Origin of the sequence: Mycobacterium sp. OTB74, assembly GCF_029892685.1 — a bacterium.
Lineage (GTDB): Bacteria > Actinomycetota > Actinomycetes > Mycobacteriales > Mycobacteriaceae > Mycobacterium.
Genome location: NZ_JARXVD010000007.1, coordinates 64,643 through 80,479, shown reverse-complemented (window position 1 = coordinate 80,479; position 15,837 = coordinate 64,643). Strand labels below are relative to the sequence as shown.

Sequence of the window (15,837 nt, the reverse complement as noted above, 5' to 3'; positions counted from 1 at the left end):
CTTTCAGCCGTGCGAACAGGTAACCGGACCACCGACGACGGTGGCCATCTCGACTACTTCTTCTGAGTCAGCCTTGCGCGAACGTACTTGAGGTCGCTGAAGGCCCGGGACATCTCGTCGTCGGGGTACTCAAAACCGTTGGCGGCGTAGGCGTCTTCCATCGAGGTCGCGGTGACGTCCCAGCCGTGCTCGCCCAGATAGTCGACCACGTGGTTGCGCTCACCCTGGTAGATCAGGTCGGTCATCTCGATGTTCGAGCCGAGGGCCTTCATCCGCTCGCTCATCACCTTGTGCCGTTCGTCGTCGAAGCTCGACATGTCGCCGATCTGCTCGCAGGCCACGAAGCTGCCCCGCGCCGACAGTGCGGTGATGTTGTCGAACAGCTTGTCCTGAGCCTCCGGCGGCAGGTAGATCAACAGGCCCTCGGCGATCCATGCGGTCGGTGCGGAGGGGTCAAAGCCGTTGTCCTTCAACGCCGTAACCCAGTCTTCGCGCAGATCGATGGACACGGTGTGGCGCTCGGCGGTGGGCGCCGCACCCAGTCCGGACATGGTCGTCGTCTTGAACTCGATGACCTCGGGCTGGTCGACCTCGAAGACGACGGTGCCGGCCGGCCAGGACAACCGGTAGGCGCGGGCGTCCAGGCCCGCGGCCAGGATGACGGCCTGCCGGACGCCGGCGGCCGCGGCATCGATGAATACCTGGTCGAAGAACCGGGTGCGCACCGTCATGCCCTCGGCCGCGCGCCGCGGGGTGTAATTCGCGTTGATGTCGTCGAGCTTGAGCTCACCGTCGAGGGCCTTGATGAAGAAGTCCAGGCCTACGGCGCGGACCAGAGGCTCGGCGTAGGGGTCGTCGATCAGATGTTCACGGTGAGCCAGGGCGCGCTGCCCGGCCACCATGGTTGCGGTGGCGCCGACGCTGGAAGCCAGGTCCCAGGAATCGCCATCAGTACGTGCCATGTCGGTAATCTCCTTATTTCTCAGGCGTTATTTCTTGTTCGCGATGACGGCGAGCGAATTACGTAGGGCCGCGTCGTCATCGGTGTCGGGAAAAGCGCGACCGTAGGCGGCGAACATCTCGGGCCGAGGTCGTGCGGTGCTCTGCCAGCCGTGACCGTCCAGGTAATCGATCACGGAATTGCGCTCCCCCTGATACCAGAGATCGGTCAGGTTCAGGTCCAGCCCGTGGTCACGCCAGCGACCGCTCATCGACTCGCTGCGCCGACGCATGCCGGCGCCGTGGTCGGTGTGGTATTCGGTGGCCAGCCGGCTGCCGGGTGCCGACAGTGCAGTGATGTTGTCGAAGAGCTTGTCCTGTGCTTCCGGCGGCAGGTAGATCAACAGTCCCTCCGCGCTCCACGCGGTGGGTGCCGACGCGTCGAAGCCGGCGGCCTTGAGTGCGGCAGGCCAGTCGTCGCGAAGATCGACGGCCACCGTGCGGCGTTCGCAGGTGGCCGAGGCGCCGATCTGCGTCATGGCCGCGGTCTTGGCGCCGATCACCTCGGGCTGGTCGATTTCGTAGACCACGGTGCCGGCGGGCCAGGGCAGCCGGTAGGCCCGCGAGTCCAGTCCCGAGGCCAGGATGACGGCCTGCCGGACACCTGCGTCGGCCGCACCGAGAAAGAAGTCGTCGAAGAACTTGGTACGGACCGCCATCAGCGAGGTCATCATGGTCGCGACGTCGCCGACCTCGTCGGTGGCATCGATCTGCCCATCCAGCAGGTTGGTGAAGAAGTCCAAGCCCACTGCCCGCACCAGCGGATCGGCGTATGGATCGCGAATCAACGGATCGGCTTCCCGGCTGGCCAGCGCTCGGGCGGTGGCCACCATGGTGGCGGTCGCCCCCACGCTCGAGGCCAGGTCCCAGCTATCACCTTCGGTTCGTGCCATGGGATACCCCTCTTATTTCGTGGCAGTGATGTAGGAAACGCCGTCGAAGGAGGCCGGCTCACGGTCCGGGTCGATCACGATGGGCGGCAGCCCGTTACGGACCAGCAGGTCGTTGGAGCTCACCGCGGTGGTGCCCCAGCCGTGGCCCTGCAGGTAGGTGGTGACGTCGGCGCGGTCGCCCAGGAAGACCAGATCGGTGAAGTCCAGGTCGAAGCCGCTTGCCTGCCAGCGGTCGGACACCGCCTTCATGCGCTCACGTGCGGCGTCTACGTCGAGGGCTTGTGCGGAGGCAACTCCCTCTGCGCCGATCCGGCTGCCCGGGGCGCTCAATTCGGACACCTGGTCCAACAGCCGGTCCTGGGCATCTGGCGGCAGATAGCCGAACAGCCCCTCGGCGATCCAGGCGGTCGGTTGGGTCGGATCGAAACCGGCGGCCTTCAGTGCCGACGGCCAGTCCTCGCGCAGGTCGATCGCCACCGTCCGACGCGTGGTGGTCGGGCCTGCGCCCAGTTCGGACAGCGTCTTGGTCTTGAACGCGATGACCTCGGGCTGGTCGATCTCGTAGACGACGGTGCCGGCCGGCCAGGACAACCGGTAGGCGCGGGAATCCAGGCCGGAGGCCAGGATGACGGCCTGCCGGATTCCAGCGTGGGTGGCGTCGTGGAAGAAGTCGTCGAAGAATCGGGTGCGGGCGGCCATACCGTTGGCGAACTGTGAGATGCCGACGCCGTCGTCGCCGTCCAGCTTCTCGAAGTCCGCGGTGCCGTCAACCAGGCTGGTGAAGAACTCGACGCCAACGGCGCGCACCAGTGGCGCGGCGAATGGGTCGTCGATGATCGGGTCCTGGGCGTGGGTGGCCAGCGCGCGGGCGGCGGCCACGGCAGTGGCGGTGGCGCCCACGCTAGAGGCCAGATCCCAGGTGTCGTTATCAGTGCGTGGCATCGTCTCTCCTTGTGCTGGGCATGGCTCTCAAGTCGGTAGTTAGCTTGTGTAACAACCTGCTAGCGACTGTACGCCTCAAGTCTGAAAGTGCCGGTGACGCCGGTTCCGCCCTCCTCACATCCCTCGGATGCGGGCCGTGCAAGTAGTAACTGTTACTCTCGTAGACTGATTTGACGGCGCGCCCGCGCAGGCCATGAGCTTGACGGTCGGTCGCGCACGACTTAACCAAACGCTGGACCTGACCAGCCCCATTAGCACGCCGCGGCCAGAGCTCGGCTGCGCAGGAGGAAGAGTGCTTTCGGCTTTCATCTCGTCGCTGCGGACGGCCGATCTCAGACGCAAGATCCTCTTCACGCTGGGTGTCGTCATCCTGTATCGGGTCGGGGCTTCGCTGCCTTCCCCCGGGGTGAACTACCAGAACGTGCAGAAGTGCGTCGAGCAGGTCAGTGGTGGTGACTCAGCCCAGGTCTACTCGCTGATCAACCTGTTCTCCGGTGGTGCGCTGCTGCACCTGACGGTGTTCGCGGTCGGCGTCATGCCCTACATCACCGCCAGCATCATCGTGCAGCTACTGACCGTGGTCATTCCGCGCTTCGAGGAGCTGCGCAAGGAAGGCCAGGCCGGCCAGGTCAAGATGACGCAGTACACGCGTTATCTGGCCATCGCCCTGGCGGTCCTGCAGGCCACTTCGATCGTGGCGCTTGCCGCCAACGGCGGTCTGTTGCAGGGCTGCTCGCTGAACATCATCCAGGACACCGCCATCTTCTCGCTGGTCGTGATCGTGCTGGTGATGACGGCCGGGGCAGCTCTGGTCATGTGGATGGGTGAGCTGGTCACCGAGCGTGGCATCGGCAACGGCATGTCGCTGATGATCTTCGCCGGTATCGCCGCCCGTATCCCGTCTGAAGGCCAGACCATCCTGCAGAGCCGCGGCGGCCTGGTGTTGGCCGCTGTGTGCGTCTCGGCGCTGGCGATCATCGTCGGTGTGGTCTTCGTCGAGCAGGGCCAGCGGCGCATCCCCGTGCAGTACGCCAAGCGCATGGTCGGCCGCCGCATGTACGGGGGTACCTCCACGTACCTGCCGCTGAAGGTCAACCAGGCCGGCGTCATCCCGGTCATCTTCGCTTCGTCGCTGATCTACATACCGCACCTGATCACCCAGCTGGTCGAGTCGGGCCGGTCCACCCCGGGCAACGGCTGGTGGGACAAGGCCGTCGCGAAGTACCTGACCAACCCCGCCGATCCGGTCTACATCGCGATCTACTTCGGGCTGATCATCTTCTTCACCTACTTCTACGTGTCCATCACGTTCAACCCGGACGAGCGGGCCGACGAGATGAAGAAGTTCGGTGGCTTCATCCCCGGTATCCGGCCGGGCAAGCCGACCGCGGATTATCTGCGCTATGTGCTGAACCGGATCACCTTGCCGGGATCGATCTACCTCGGTGTCATCGCGGTCTTGCCGAACTTGTTCCTGCAGATGGGCAACTCCGGTAGCGTGCAGAACTTGCCGTTCGGCGGTACCGCGGTGCTGATCATGATCGGCGTGGGCCTGGATACGGTCAAGCAGATCGAGAGCCAGCTGATGCAACGCAACTACGAAGGGTTCCTTAAGTGAGAATTGTGCTGCTCGGACCGCCCGGCGCGGGCAAAGGTACCCAGGCGGAGAAGCTGGCCGAGAAGCTCGGGATCCCGCAGATTTCCACCGGAGACTTGTTCCGCAGCAACATCAGCAATGGCACTGCGCTCGGTGTAGAGGCCAAGAAATACCTGGACGCCGGGGAACTGGTGCCGGCCAAGCTGACCAACGAGCTGGTCGACGACCGGCTCAATGCGCCCGATGTCGCGGGCGGATTCATCCTCGACGGCTTCCCGCGCTCGGTGGAGCAGGCCGAGGCGCTGCGGGAGATGCTGGCCAAGCGCAGCCTCAAGCTGGACGCCGTCCTGGAATTTCGGGTCTCGGAGTCTGAGTTGCTCAACCGGCTCAAGGGCCGCGGTCGCGCCGACGACACCGAAGAGGTCATCCTGAACCGGATGAAGGTGTACCGGGACGAGACCGCCCCGCTGCTGGACTACTACCGCGACGAGCTCCGCAGTGTCGACGCCGTCGGTGAACTCGATGAGGTGTTCAGCCGGGCGCTGCACGCGCTCGGTCGGTAACGCCGCGATTGGAACAAGGTCGGTAAAGCCGTGATCGGACTGCCTCGGCGTGGCCGCAAGGTCGTCGCCCAGCGCACCTCTGGTGAGCTTGACGCGATGGCAGCCGCCGGTGGGCTGGTGGCCGCGGCTCTGGCCGCCGTCCGCGCAGCCGCTGTCCCCGGGGTCTCCACCCTGGACCTGGACAAGATCGCCGAATCCGTCATCCGTGACGGCGGCGGCATCCCGTCGTTCCTGGGCTATCACGGGTTTCCGGCCAGCATCTGCTCGTCGGTGAATGACCGTGTGGTGCATGGCATTCCCACCGTCGGTGAGGTGCTGGCGAGTGGCGACCTGGTGTCCATCGACTGCGGCGCAATTCTGGACGAATGGCACGGAGACTCAGCGGTCACGTTCGGTGTCGGACCGCTGATCGATGCCGATGAAAACCTGTCGGCTGCCACCCGGGAGTCCATGGAGGCCGGCATTGCTGCGATGCTGCCGGGCAACCGGCTGACCGACGTCTCGCATGCCATCGAGAAGGGCACCCACGCAGCCGAGGCGCGCTACGACCGCAAGTTCGGGATCGTGGCCAATTACGGCGGTCACGGCATTGGCCGTGAGATGCACATGGATCCTTTTCTGCCCAACGAGGGATCTCCCGGCCGCGGTCCTTACCTGGAGGTAGGTTCGGTGTTGGCCATCGAGCCGATGTTGACTCTGGGCACCACAAAGACAGTCATTCTGGACGACGAATGGACCGTGGTGACAGCCGATGGTTCACGGGCCGCGCATTGGGAACACACGGTGGCAGTCACCGAAAACGGACCAAGGGTACTCACTCTGCCGCAAAGCTGAGATGATGAACCGGATCGCCTTCTACGTCGTTATCTCGACGGAGGGTAGGTGAATGAGCGATCCGGAGGCCGCGATGATGCGGGTCCTGTATGACGAGCACGCCGGAGCACTGTGGAGATATGCCCTGCGGCTCACCAGCGACGCGGCGCGAGCCGAAGACGTCGTGCAGGAAACGTTGCTGCGCGCATGGCAGCACCCGTCCGTCCTCACCGACTCCGAGCAGTCCCCGCGGGCATGGTTGTACACCGTCGCCCGCAACCTGATTATCGACGAACAACGCAGCGCCCGCCGGCGCCATGAGACCGCGTCGCCCCAGGTGGAGACCGCCGCCGACCGACCTGGGCCCGACGAGATCGACGCCAGGTTGGACCAGATGCTGATCACCGAGGCGCTGAGCCAACTGTCGGTCGACCACCGCGCAGTTATCGAACGGGCCTACTACCGGGGGCAGGGTGTCGCGCAGATCGCGACCGAATTGCAGATCGCCGAGGGCACAGTGAAGTCGCGCCTGCACTATGCAGTGCGCGCTCTGCGCCTGAACTTGCAGGAAATGGGGGTGACTCGATGAACGCCTACGATGCCGTTCCCATCGGGCGCGCCGACGACGACCGGTATGCCACCTGGGATGCCGCGTACGTACTGGGCGCATTGTCCGATGACGAGCACCGAGAGTACGAGGCGCACCTACAGACGTGCCTCGGTTGCCGGTCGGCAACGGCCGAGATCGGCGATATCCCGGCGCTGCTGGCCATGGTAGACGCTGCAGATGTGGAGGCCATGTCGGCGCAGGCGGACGAGAACTCCGATCCGCCGCTTCGGCCCGAGGTACTGGACACGCTGCTGGCCAAGGTGCGCTGGCGGCGTCGCCGGACCCGGTGGGTGACAGTCACGGGCGCGAGCATCGCAGCGGCGGTACTTGCGGTGGGGGCGGTAGTCGCCGTCCGGCCCGAGGTGTTCGGCTTCGGTGGAACAACCCAGGTCGAGGCGCAGCAGTTGCCCATGAAGCAGGTGGTGCCGACCCCGTTCAACGCCACCATCGCATTGAGCGCCTACAGCTGGGGCACCCGGATCGACATGGCCTGCAGCTACGGTGACTGGTCCAGCGGCCCGGCCGCCCCGCCGAGCAACCTGGGCATGGTCGTGGTGGGCCACGACGGTAGCCACCAGCAGATCGCCACCTGGTTGGGTATGTCCGGCGCAACGGCTCTACCCAGCGGAAACACCCCGATGCAGGTCTCGGAAATCGCTGCAGTGCAACTGGTTTCCACGGACAACGGCAAGGTATTGCTGGAGCGCAACCTGTAAATCTGCTGTCACGGTGAACCGTGCACCGATCCGTCTCGTGTCACTTGCAAGACGAGCGGAAGCGGGTGACAGATGGACCGGGTGGTGGACCACATCGTCGGGCAGTTGGCGGCGTCGGGTATCGAATACATCTTCGGCGTCGACGGCGCCAACATAGAGGATCTATTTGATGCGGCGTTCCTGTCCGCGGACGTCACCGCGATACTGGCCAAGCACGAGTTCTCTGCGGCCACCATGGCCGACGGGTACAGCCGGGCCAGCTCGGAGGTTGGCGTGGTGGCGGCGACCTCCGGCGGCGGCAGCCTGAATCTCGTTGCCGCGCTGGGGGAGTCGCTGACCAGTCGGGTTCCGGTGTTGGCGCTGGTTGGGCAGCCGCCGATGGCGCTCGACGGACGTGGCAGCTTCCAGGACACCAGCGGCATGAGCGGTTCCCTGGATGCGTTCGCGGTGTTCTCGGCGGTATCTGTGTACTGCCGCCGGGTAACCCGGCCCGGGGATATCGTCGGGGCGTTGCGAGAGGCACTGGCTGCGGCGCGGGCCGGCGGACCGGCTGTGCTGCTGTTGCCCAAGGACATCCAGCAGGCGGAGATTGACACCGCAGAACCCGTCGAACCTGTTGCAGCCGTGCACAGTTCGATGGTCACCGATCCTCGGGTGATCGCCGACGCGGTACGCCGCGCACTCGGCCCGGTGACGATCATCGCCGGTGAGCAGGTGGCGCGCGATGATGCGCGCCGCGAGCTCGAACAGTTGCGGGCCGTGCTGCGGGCCTGGGTCGCCACCGTGCCCGACGCCAAGGACGTCAGCGGTTCACCCGGTCAGGGGCAGTCGTCATGGCTGGGAGTCACCGGCGTGATGGGCCATCCACGCGTCGCCGACGCGGTGTCGCGAAGCGCGGTGTGCCTGCTGGTCGGCACCCGGCTGTCGGTGACCGCCCGGGCGGGCCTGGACGATGCGCTGGCCGGCGTACAGACCCTGTCGCTCGGCGCGGCACCGCCGTATGTGCCATGCGCACATGTGGATTCGACGGATCTGCGGCAGTCATTGTCACTGCTCACCGCCCAACTCAGCGGGGCGGGACGGCCACACGGCCTGCGGGTACTGGAACCACTCCCGCAGCATGAATTGCAGCCACCGGCCCATCATGGGGCGGGGATCCGATACCGCGATGCGATGACTGTGCTCGATGATGTCCTGCCCATCGGCTCGGACGTGGTGGTGGATGCCGGCAACACTGGTGCGGCCGCCATCCACCAGTTGCCCGTGCGCCGGGCCGGCCGCTTCGTGGTGGCGCTCGGCATGGGTGGCATGGGCTACAGCTTCGGAGCCGGCATCGGGATGTGCCTGGCGCGTGCGAAAGACGCAGGGGCGCAATATCGCACCGTGGTGGTGGCTGGTGACGGCTCATTCTTCATGCACGGTATGGAACTGCACACCGCGGTGCAGTACCGACTGCCCATCACCGTGGTGCTGTTCAACAACAACGCGCACGCCATGTGTGTCACCCGCGAGCAGTTGTTCTACGGCGATCGGTACAGCTACAACCGGTTCGCTCCGAGCCGGCTCGGAGCCGGGTTGTCGGCGATGTTCCCGGGCCTGCATTCGGTCGATGTCAGTGAATTCCACCGGCTGCCAGGTGCATTGGTCGAAGCACTCAGCCTGGACGGCCCGTCGGTGGTCAGTGTCGAATGCTCGGCCGACGAAATCCCGCCGTTCGCACCATTTCTCGCACCTGCCCAGATCGCACAGAAAGAGAGTCCCGAACATGTCGCTGCCCGCGCTTGACGATATCGCCGTGCCACTCGACGGCGTTGTCCGTATCGAAAACGCACCGAGGGAGAAGGCCACCCCGATCATCATGGACATGATGCGGTCGGTCTATCCGCACGACGTGGTCTTCGGTGAATACTGCACCGTCAACGACTACGTCGACTGCCCGCCGGACGAGCTGTTCGACTACCTGTCCGACACGCGCAGCCTGGAGGAATGGACCTACAGCCTGCGCGGGTTCACCCCCACCGACGAGCCGGGCCTGTGGCTGGCCTACGACAGGCTCGGCTCGGAAACCGAAATATACACGCGCACAATCGCAAACCGCGAGGCCATGACCGTCGATTACCACTGCGCCTGGGACCAGGGCAAGCACTTGTGGATGATCTACCTGATGCGCGTGGTCGATGCGCAGACCGTGCTGAACAAGCCGGGGTCGGTAGTCCTGTGGACCAACTGCCACCACCCGTTCTACGACGACAACCCATATCCCGAGACTGCACCGCCGAAGCGCCCAGTGTGGGTCGGGGACTTCTGGGACATGTTCGGGGCCGGCCATCGCCTGGAACTGGACAACCTCAAAGCGATTGCCGAATACCGGCACCACAATGGCCTGCCGGTTACCCCGGCCTGGATGAAATGAGCAACTCATGACCGTGAGCCTTCTAGATGTATCGACCTACCTGCCGGGCCAACCGGTCGGTGCCGATTATTACGCGCAGTTCGCCGACACCGACGATCTGCGGGACAACGTGATGTTTCGTGCACCGCGGTTCCGGCACCATGTCGGCGCCGATGAAACCGCCATCGACATGGTGCAGCGTGCGGCCGAACGTCTGGTGCAACGGCATGGTCCCGACGTGCTGGCTGAGGTTGATGTGCTGATCACCCACACCCAGCTGCCGGACATGCCGTTCTACGGCGGAGGCGGCGGCATGGCGAATCGGCTTGGGATGAAGCCGAATTGGGTGATCGACCTGCACAACGGTGGCTGTGCGGCATTCGTGCTCGGGCTGAAGCTGGCTCGGCAGCTGCTGGCCTCAGGTGAGGGACGGACCGCACTGATCGCGGTCGCACAGAACTCCGCAGGACAGGTTTTCGACCAGCCGACCATACGGCGCAAGGCTCAAGCGTCCGTGCCCGGCGATGGCGCAGCCGTCGGACTGGTTGCGGTATCAGATGTTTCACCGATCCTGGACATCGAGTGCCGCACTTACGGCGAGTACGCCGGAGACATGACCATTGCCATCGACCCGCCACGCAAGTGGTGGCAGCCGGGGCCGGGGGAAGCCAGCATCGGGTTCACCGACAGCAAGATCACCAAGGTCCTGGCTCGCGGTAACCGCCAGGTCCCGGAGGTGTCCTATGCGGTGTGCGACCGGATCGGTGTGCAGCCCAAGGATATTGACCTACTGGTCACCAACCAGCCGAACCGGGCGTTCCTGCGTAACTGGCGTGACGCGCTGGAAATACCGGCAGAGAAGCACCGTGACACCTTTGACGAATGCGGCAACTTGTTCGCTGCGGGCATCCCGGTGAACCTGGACCGCGCCATCTCCGAAGGTCAGGTCGCAGAGGGCGATCTGATCATGATGGCCGCTTTCGCGCACGCCGGTGATTTCGCCGGTGCCGCCGCGGTGCGATGGGGTGGGCGGCGATGACCGCCAGCTACGCATTGTCCGAAGCTGTCGAGTCACTGCCGGCCGCGGTCGACCCATTGGCGTTGTCGCTCAACGAGAATCCCTTCCCGCCGCTGCCCGCGGTACGGGCGGCTCTGGCGGCCTCGATAGGCTCTGCGAACCGTTATCCGGAGTTCTTGCCGCAGCGGTTGCGCGCACTGATCGCGCGGCGCGTCGGAGTCTCCGACGAGCAGGTGTTCATCGGGGCCGGGGCCAGCGGCGTGATAGTGCAAGCGCTGCAGGCTGTCACCAGCCCGGGCGATGTCATGGTGATGGCCACGCCCACGTTCGACGGCTACCCGATCTTTGCTCATCTGGCCCGATTGCGGTCGGTGACAGTGGCGCTCGACCGGCATGGTCACCATGACCTCGATGCCATGGCCGACGCCGCGGCGCGGGCTCGGGTGGTGGTGGTGTGCCGTCCACACAATCCGACCGGCACCGTCGCACCGGCGGCCGACCTGATCCGCTTCCTGCGCCGGGTGCCGTCGGACACCGTGGTAGTGCTCGACGAGGCATATGTCGAGTTCCTGTCGCCGGCGTTGCAGGTCGACGTTCCGGCGCTACTGGACAGATTCCCGAATCTTGTTGTAGTTCGGACATTTTCGAAGGCTTACGGGTTGGCTGGTTTGCGCATCGGTTATGGTCTGTGCGCGCCTGCGCTGGCCCGGCCGTTGTGGAGCATGCAGTTGCCGTTCGGAGTCGGTAGCACCGGTCTGGTTGCGGTCGCGGCGTCCTATGACGCAGAAAATCAACTGCAGCAACGTATTCGGATGATCAACACCGAGGCCGCACGGCTTCGGACGCGGCTACGGGCGATGGGGGTGTACTGCACCGACAGCCATGCCAACTTCGTCTATCTGCCGGCCGGTGCGCGCGCGTGGGGTGAGGTGTTCGCCGAGGGCGGTCCACGAGTGCGGACCTACGCCAACGGTGGGGTCCGGATCACTGTGGGGGACGCTCAGTCGTCGCGGGCGGTGCTGGCGGCGATTGCCCGGGGTTAACGCGGCCCATGCGGTAAGAATTAGGGCGTGAGCACTGACCCAGGGACTTCGCGCGACCCGATCGCGCGGGCCCGTGTCAACTGGGAGCGCGCCGGCTGGGGTGATGTCGCCGACGGCATGGTTGCCGTGACCTCGGTGATGCGGGCTCATCAAATCCTGCTGGCTCGAGTCGAAAATTCGCTGCGCCCATACGATTTGACTTTCTCGCGCTACGAACTCCTGCGATTACTGGCCTTCAGTGGCAGCGGCGCACTCCCCATCACCAAAGCCTCGGATCGCCTGCAGGTACACGTCACCAGCGTCACCCACGCCATCCGTCGATTGGAGGCGGACGGCCTGGTCGAGCGGGTCCCGCACCCCACCGACGGCCGTACCACGCTGGTGCAATTGACCTCGCTGGGCCGGTCCACCGTCGAAGACGCCACGGTCACCCTCAACAAAGAGGTGTTCGCCGATGTCGGGATGCCGCACGCCCAGGCCGCGGCGCTGGTGAAAGCGATCGAGACGCTCCGCCGCAATGCCGGCGATTTCTAGGTCTGCTCGCGGACGGTGGTGAGCGGAATGGTCGCGGTGACGATGGTGCCCGACCCCGGCCGGGACCGGATGTTCAACCGTCCGCCGACGATCTCGGCCCGCTCGGCCATGGACAGCAACCCGTAACCACCCATCTCGTCAGCGCCAAGCGGATGCTCGAACGTATCGAAACCGATTCCATTGTCGATGATTTCGAGCTTCGCACGCTCGGCATCGGCCGTGAAGGCCAACCGTGCGTTGGTCGCCTGCGCATGCTTGACGACGTTCTGCAGGCACTCCTGGGCGATCCGGTACAGTGCCAGTTCGATGTGGTCGGGCAACCGCACGTCGTCGAGGTCGACGTCGACGTCGGGGCTCGGGATGGAACGGGCCAGGCTGGCCAACCCACCGGCCAGACCGAGATCGTCGAGCACTGGCGGCCGCAGCCCGCTGATGGCCGCCCGCGCCTCGCCGAGGGTCAGGTCCACCAACTCGCGGGCCATGGCGAGTTGCTCCGCGACGATGGCCGGGTCCGAGCCGACCGCACGACTGGCCGCGTCCAGCCGGTAGGACAGCGTCACCAGCCGTTGTGAGATGCCGTCATGGATGTCGCCTGCCAACCGTCGCCGTTCGATCTCCTGCGCCTGAATCACCTGCTCGACGAAGTTCTCATGGGCGCGTTCGCGGGCCACCACCTGGCGGTGCAGCCGGGCCTGATGCAGGGCCCCCGCGATCAGCCGCCCGATCACCAGCAACAGCTCCACATCACCGGAGCTGAACTCGCGACGCGCCACGGTGTGCACGTTGAGCACCCCGACCAGACCGCCCGGGTCGGTTTCCATCGGTACGGACACCATCGAGGTGAAATCGGAGCCGCGCAGCGACTCGAACGGGCGGTACCGCGGGTCTGATTCCTTGTCGTGGCTGATCACGACGGGCTCGCGGTGGCTGGCCACCCAACCCGACACCCCTTCGCCCAGCGGCAGTCGGATCTTGCCGACCTCCTGATCGAACGGCGGGGTGGCGCCGGTCAACGTCAGCGATCGTTCGGTGTCGTCGAGCACGTGCACGAAGCACACGTCGGTGCCGGTGGCTTCGGTGATCATTCTGGCTGCCGCCGCGGCCAATGGTTCGACGCCTGGTCCGCTGGACGCCGCCTGGATCAGCTCGCGCAGCAGCACGAGTTCGCGGTCGGCGCTGACCAGGTCACGAACGGCGTTGGGCTGATTAGCTCCCGGTTTCATTGGTAGATGCCTTCCCGCAGTGCGGTGGCGACGGCGCCGGTGCGGTCACTGACGCCGAGCTTGCGGTAGATCGAGCTGAGGTGGCTCTTGACCGTCTCATCGCCGATGACGAGCTTGCCCGCGATGGCGCGGTTGGACAGCCCATTGACGACAAACGACAGGATCTCGCTCTCCCGCTGGGTGAGTCCCTGGCGCGCGCCGGGCCAGAACTCGTCGCGCTGCATGCGTGCCGCGGTATCGGCGGCCCGGGCGGCCATCCCCGGGTCGATCGCGGTTTTCCCACTGTGCGCGAACTCCAGTTGGCGCACGAGTTCGTCACTGCTGATGCTCTTCAGCAGGTAACCCGCGGCGCCGACTCGGAGGGCCTGGAAGAGGTACTGCTCGTCGTCGTAGACCGACAGCATCACGACCTTGCGCTGCGGGGTCCGCTTGCGCAGTTCCTGGCACAGGTCCAACCCGCTGAACCCCTGCATGCGGACGTCGCACAGCACGATGTCCGGGTCGAGGTCGTCGATAACTGCCAGCGCGCGTTCGGCGCCGACCGCCTGGCCGACGACCGTGACCCGCTCGGCGAAGGCTGCCAGCATCGCTTTGAGGCCCTCGATGACCATCTCGTGGTCATCGACAAGCACGAGACGTACCGGAGGACTGGTTCCAGCCGTCATATCACCACCTTAAGACCGGTCATTTTGCGAGGTAGAGGAACCGCGCGGGGCCGGCTCCACATTTTGGCCTCGCCAATCCCCCAATTGGGGGAAGACCACGCGGAGTGACGCGGGCCACTCTGTTGGGGTGTCAACAACGCAAGAGAGTACGTGGCGCGCAGGACGCTTCTGGTGGGACGCCGCCACGTCGATGAAACCCGAGCTGTATCCATTGCGCGCGGTGATCTTCGACCTCGACGCCCTAGCTGACATCGAATGCGACGGCCATCGGGTGGCGTTCAATGCCGCTTTCGCCGCGCACGGCTTGAACGTCAGCTGGACCGTAGCTCGCTACCGGCAGCTGCTGGCACTGCGCGAGGAACACCAGCGGGTCCTGGCGGAACTGCGCAAGCGTTGCATCGACACCGAGTGCGATGTGCTGACCGAACGGCTTGCCGCCCAAATCTGCCGGACCAAGGCGATGCTTGCCGAGGAGACGATCCTTGGTGCCGATCTTGCGCCGCGCCCCGGTCTGCTGGATCTGGTGATGGACGCCTTCGTCGCCGGCGTAGGTGTCGGCGTCGTGACCAGTGGCCCGCGTAGCTGGGCCCAGCCGTTGGTCCGCCAACTGGTCGGCGACGGGTTGGTCGAGACGGTTGTCACCGCTGACGATGTGAAGAAGCCGATGCCGAATCGCGAGGCATTCAATCATGCCCTGGGGGAGTTCGGGATTCGCGCTGAGAATGCCCTCGCCATCACCGGATCGGCGTCGGGGCTGCGGGCTGCCACAGCGGCCGGTCTGGCGACCGTCGTCGTCACCGGAGACGGCACGCCACACATCCCGGCGGCCGTCGGGGTTCGGGCGGACTTCGCCGGCACCGACCCGTTCGGTATCGCCGAATGCCAACGCCTGCACGGGCATTGGTGGGCCGCCCACAGCAGGCCTGCTGCCTGACCGATTGCGGCCGTTCAGTCCGCGCGCAGCGTCTCGATCACGGCGCTGAAGTCCTTGTCGGCGTGCTCGTCCGCGAACTTGGCATAGATCTCCGCGGCGTGCCTGCCCAGCGGTGCCTTCGACCCGGTTGAGTTCACCGCGGCCATGGCCAGGCCCAGGTCCTTGTTCATCAACGCGGTGGCGAAACCGGGCTTGAAGTCGTTGTTGGCCGGCGACGTCGGCACCGGTCCAGGCACCGGACAGTTGGTGTGCACCGCCCAGCAGTTGCCCGTTGCGCCGGTGATGACATCAAAGAGTGATTGCGCCGGCAGGCCCAATTTCTCGGCGAGCACGAAGGCTTCACCGACGGCGATCTGCTGCACCGCCAGCACCATGTTGTTGCACACCTTGGCGGCCTGGCCGGCCCCCGGGTCGCCGCAGTGGATGATCTTGCCGGCCATCGGTTCGAGCACCGCGCGGCCCTTCTCGAAGGCGTCGGTCTCGCCACCGACCATGAACGCCAGCGTCCCGGCCACTGCGCCTTTCACCCCGCCTGACACCGGGGCGTCCAGTTGGGCGAAGCCGTGTTCGAGGGCCTGCCGGTGTACCTCACGGGCATCGTCGACCGAGATGGTGGACGAGTCGATCAGCAGCGCACCGGGCTCGGCCGCGGGCAGGATGTCCGCGTAGCAGCGTTTCACCAGCTCGCCGTTGGGCAGCATGGTGATGACGACGTCGGCTCCCGCGACGGCCTGGGTACCGGAATCGAAGGTCACCACGCCGGTGTCACGTGCTGCCTGAGCCGCGGCCGGCACCGGGTCGAAGCCGTGCACGGTGTGCCCGGCGGCGATCAGGTTGGCGGCCATGGGACCACCCATGTTGCCCAGGCCCAGGAACGCGATAGTCGACATCGAAG

The 15,837-nt window shown here is 65.6% G+C and carries 17 protein-coding genes; 11 read left to right on the top strand and 6 right to left on the bottom strand.

Annotated features, from left to right (window positions below; all coding sequences use genetic code 11):
* Positions 1-53: 53 nt before the first annotated feature.
* The 3 genes from M2432_RS11880 to M2432_RS11870 are packed head-to-tail and all read right to left on the bottom strand — an operon-like array spanning position 54 to position 2,834.
* Positions 54-962, bottom strand: coding sequence for a class I SAM-dependent methyltransferase (locus M2432_RS11880; protein WP_280827015.1), 909 nt, complete (start codon positions 960-962; stop codon positions 54-56).
* 27 nt (positions 963-989) lie between these two features.
* On the bottom strand, positions 990-1,892 hold the full coding sequence (locus M2432_RS11875) for a class I SAM-dependent methyltransferase (protein WP_280827014.1): 903 nt from the start codon (positions 1,890-1,892) through the stop codon (positions 990-992).
* Positions 1,893-1,904: 12 nt separating this feature from the next.
* Positions 1,905-2,834, bottom strand: a complete 930-nt coding sequence (locus tag M2432_RS11870; RefSeq protein WP_280827013.1) for a class I SAM-dependent methyltransferase — start codon at positions 2,832-2,834, stop codon at positions 1,905-1,907.
* A 292-nt stretch (positions 2,835-3,126) separates the two neighbouring features.
* Here M2432_RS11870 and secY point away from each other — a divergent pair, with 292 nt between their 5' ends.
* The 10 genes from secY to M2432_RS11820 all read left to right on the top strand — a co-directional run bounded on the left by secY (position 3,127) and on the right by M2432_RS11820 (position 12,120).
* On the top strand, positions 3,127-4,452 hold the full coding sequence (gene secY / locus M2432_RS11865) for a preprotein translocase subunit SecY (protein ID WP_280827012.1): 1,326 nt from the start codon (positions 3,127-3,129) through the stop codon (positions 4,450-4,452).
* A complete protein-coding gene (locus M2432_RS11860; protein ID WP_280827011.1) occupies positions 4,449-4,994 on the top strand; it encodes an adenylate kinase in 546 nt (181 codons plus the stop codon). Before secY ends, M2432_RS11860 begins: the two co-directional genes overlap by 4 nt.
* A gap of 30 nt (positions 4,995-5,024) precedes the next feature.
* Complete coding sequence (gene map / locus M2432_RS11855) at positions 5,025-5,828, top strand: type I methionyl aminopeptidase (protein ID WP_280827010.1); 804 nt, start codon at positions 5,025-5,027, stop codon at positions 5,826-5,828.
* 52 nt (positions 5,829-5,880) lie between these two features.
* A complete protein-coding gene (locus tag M2432_RS11850) occupies positions 5,881-6,396 on the top strand; it encodes a sigma-70 family RNA polymerase sigma factor (protein ID WP_280827009.1) in 516 nt (171 codons plus the stop codon).
* Positions 6,393-7,133, top strand: a complete 741-nt coding sequence (locus M2432_RS11845) for a zf-HC2 domain-containing protein (protein WP_280827008.1) — start codon at positions 6,393-6,395, stop codon at positions 7,131-7,133. Before M2432_RS11850 ends, M2432_RS11845 begins: the two co-directional genes overlap by 4 nt.
* A 72-nt stretch (positions 7,134-7,205) precedes the next feature.
* Positions 7,206-8,918 carry a thiamine pyrophosphate-dependent enzyme gene (locus M2432_RS11840; protein ID WP_280827007.1) on the top strand — a complete coding sequence of 571 codons (1,713 nt, stop codon included), beginning with the start codon at positions 7,206-7,208 and terminating at the stop codon, positions 8,916-8,918.
* Positions 8,899-9,546 (top strand): SRPBCC family protein, encoded by a 648-nt coding sequence (locus tag M2432_RS11835; protein WP_280827006.1) that lies wholly within the window; start codon positions 8,899-8,901, stop codon positions 9,544-9,546. The genes M2432_RS11840 and M2432_RS11835 overlap by 20 nt, the downstream gene beginning before the upstream one ends.
* Positions 9,547-9,553: 7 nt before the next feature.
* A complete protein-coding gene (locus M2432_RS11830) occupies positions 9,554-10,564 on the top strand; it encodes a 3-oxoacyl-ACP synthase III family protein (protein WP_280827005.1) in 1,011 nt (336 codons plus the stop codon).
* Entirely contained in the window at positions 10,561-11,586 is a 1,026-nt protein-coding gene (locus M2432_RS11825) for an aminotransferase class I/II-fold pyridoxal phosphate-dependent enzyme (protein ID WP_280827004.1), read from the top strand. The genes M2432_RS11830 and M2432_RS11825 overlap by 4 nt, the downstream gene beginning before the upstream one ends.
* A gap of 27 nt (positions 11,587-11,613) precedes the next feature.
* Positions 11,614-12,120: a MarR family transcriptional regulator gene (locus M2432_RS11820; RefSeq protein ID WP_280827003.1), complete on the top strand. Its 507-nt coding sequence runs from the start codon at positions 11,614-11,616 to the stop codon at positions 12,118-12,120.
* Here the strand turns inward: M2432_RS11820 and M2432_RS11815 are convergent.
* Both M2432_RS11815 and M2432_RS11810 read right to left on the bottom strand, forming a co-directional pair.
* Positions 12,117-13,343 carry a GAF domain-containing sensor histidine kinase gene (locus M2432_RS11815; RefSeq protein ID WP_280827002.1) on the bottom strand — a complete coding sequence of 409 codons (1,227 nt, stop codon included), beginning with the start codon at positions 13,341-13,343 and terminating at the stop codon, positions 12,117-12,119. The two genes, M2432_RS11820 and M2432_RS11815, sit on opposite strands and share 4 nt — an antisense overlap.
* On the bottom strand, positions 13,340-14,008 hold the full coding sequence (locus M2432_RS11810) for a response regulator transcription factor (protein WP_280827001.1): 669 nt from the start codon (positions 14,006-14,008) through the stop codon (positions 13,340-13,342). The genes M2432_RS11815 and M2432_RS11810 overlap by 4 nt, the downstream gene beginning before the upstream one ends.
* 127 nt (positions 14,009-14,135) lie before the next feature.
* Between M2432_RS11810 and M2432_RS11805 the strand changes: the two genes are divergently transcribed.
* Positions 14,136-14,942, top strand: a complete 807-nt coding sequence (locus M2432_RS11805) for an HAD-IA family hydrolase (RefSeq protein ID WP_280827000.1) — start codon at positions 14,136-14,138, stop codon at positions 14,940-14,942.
* A gap of 14 nt (positions 14,943-14,956) precedes the next feature.
* Here the strand turns inward: M2432_RS11805 and mmsB are convergent, their stop codons facing one another.
* Positions 14,957-15,832 carry a 3-hydroxyisobutyrate dehydrogenase gene (gene mmsB, locus M2432_RS11800; RefSeq protein WP_280826999.1) on the bottom strand — a complete coding sequence of 292 codons (876 nt, stop codon included), beginning with the start codon at positions 15,830-15,832 and terminating at the stop codon, positions 14,957-14,959.
* Between the last annotated feature and the right edge of the window lie 5 nt (positions 15,833-15,837).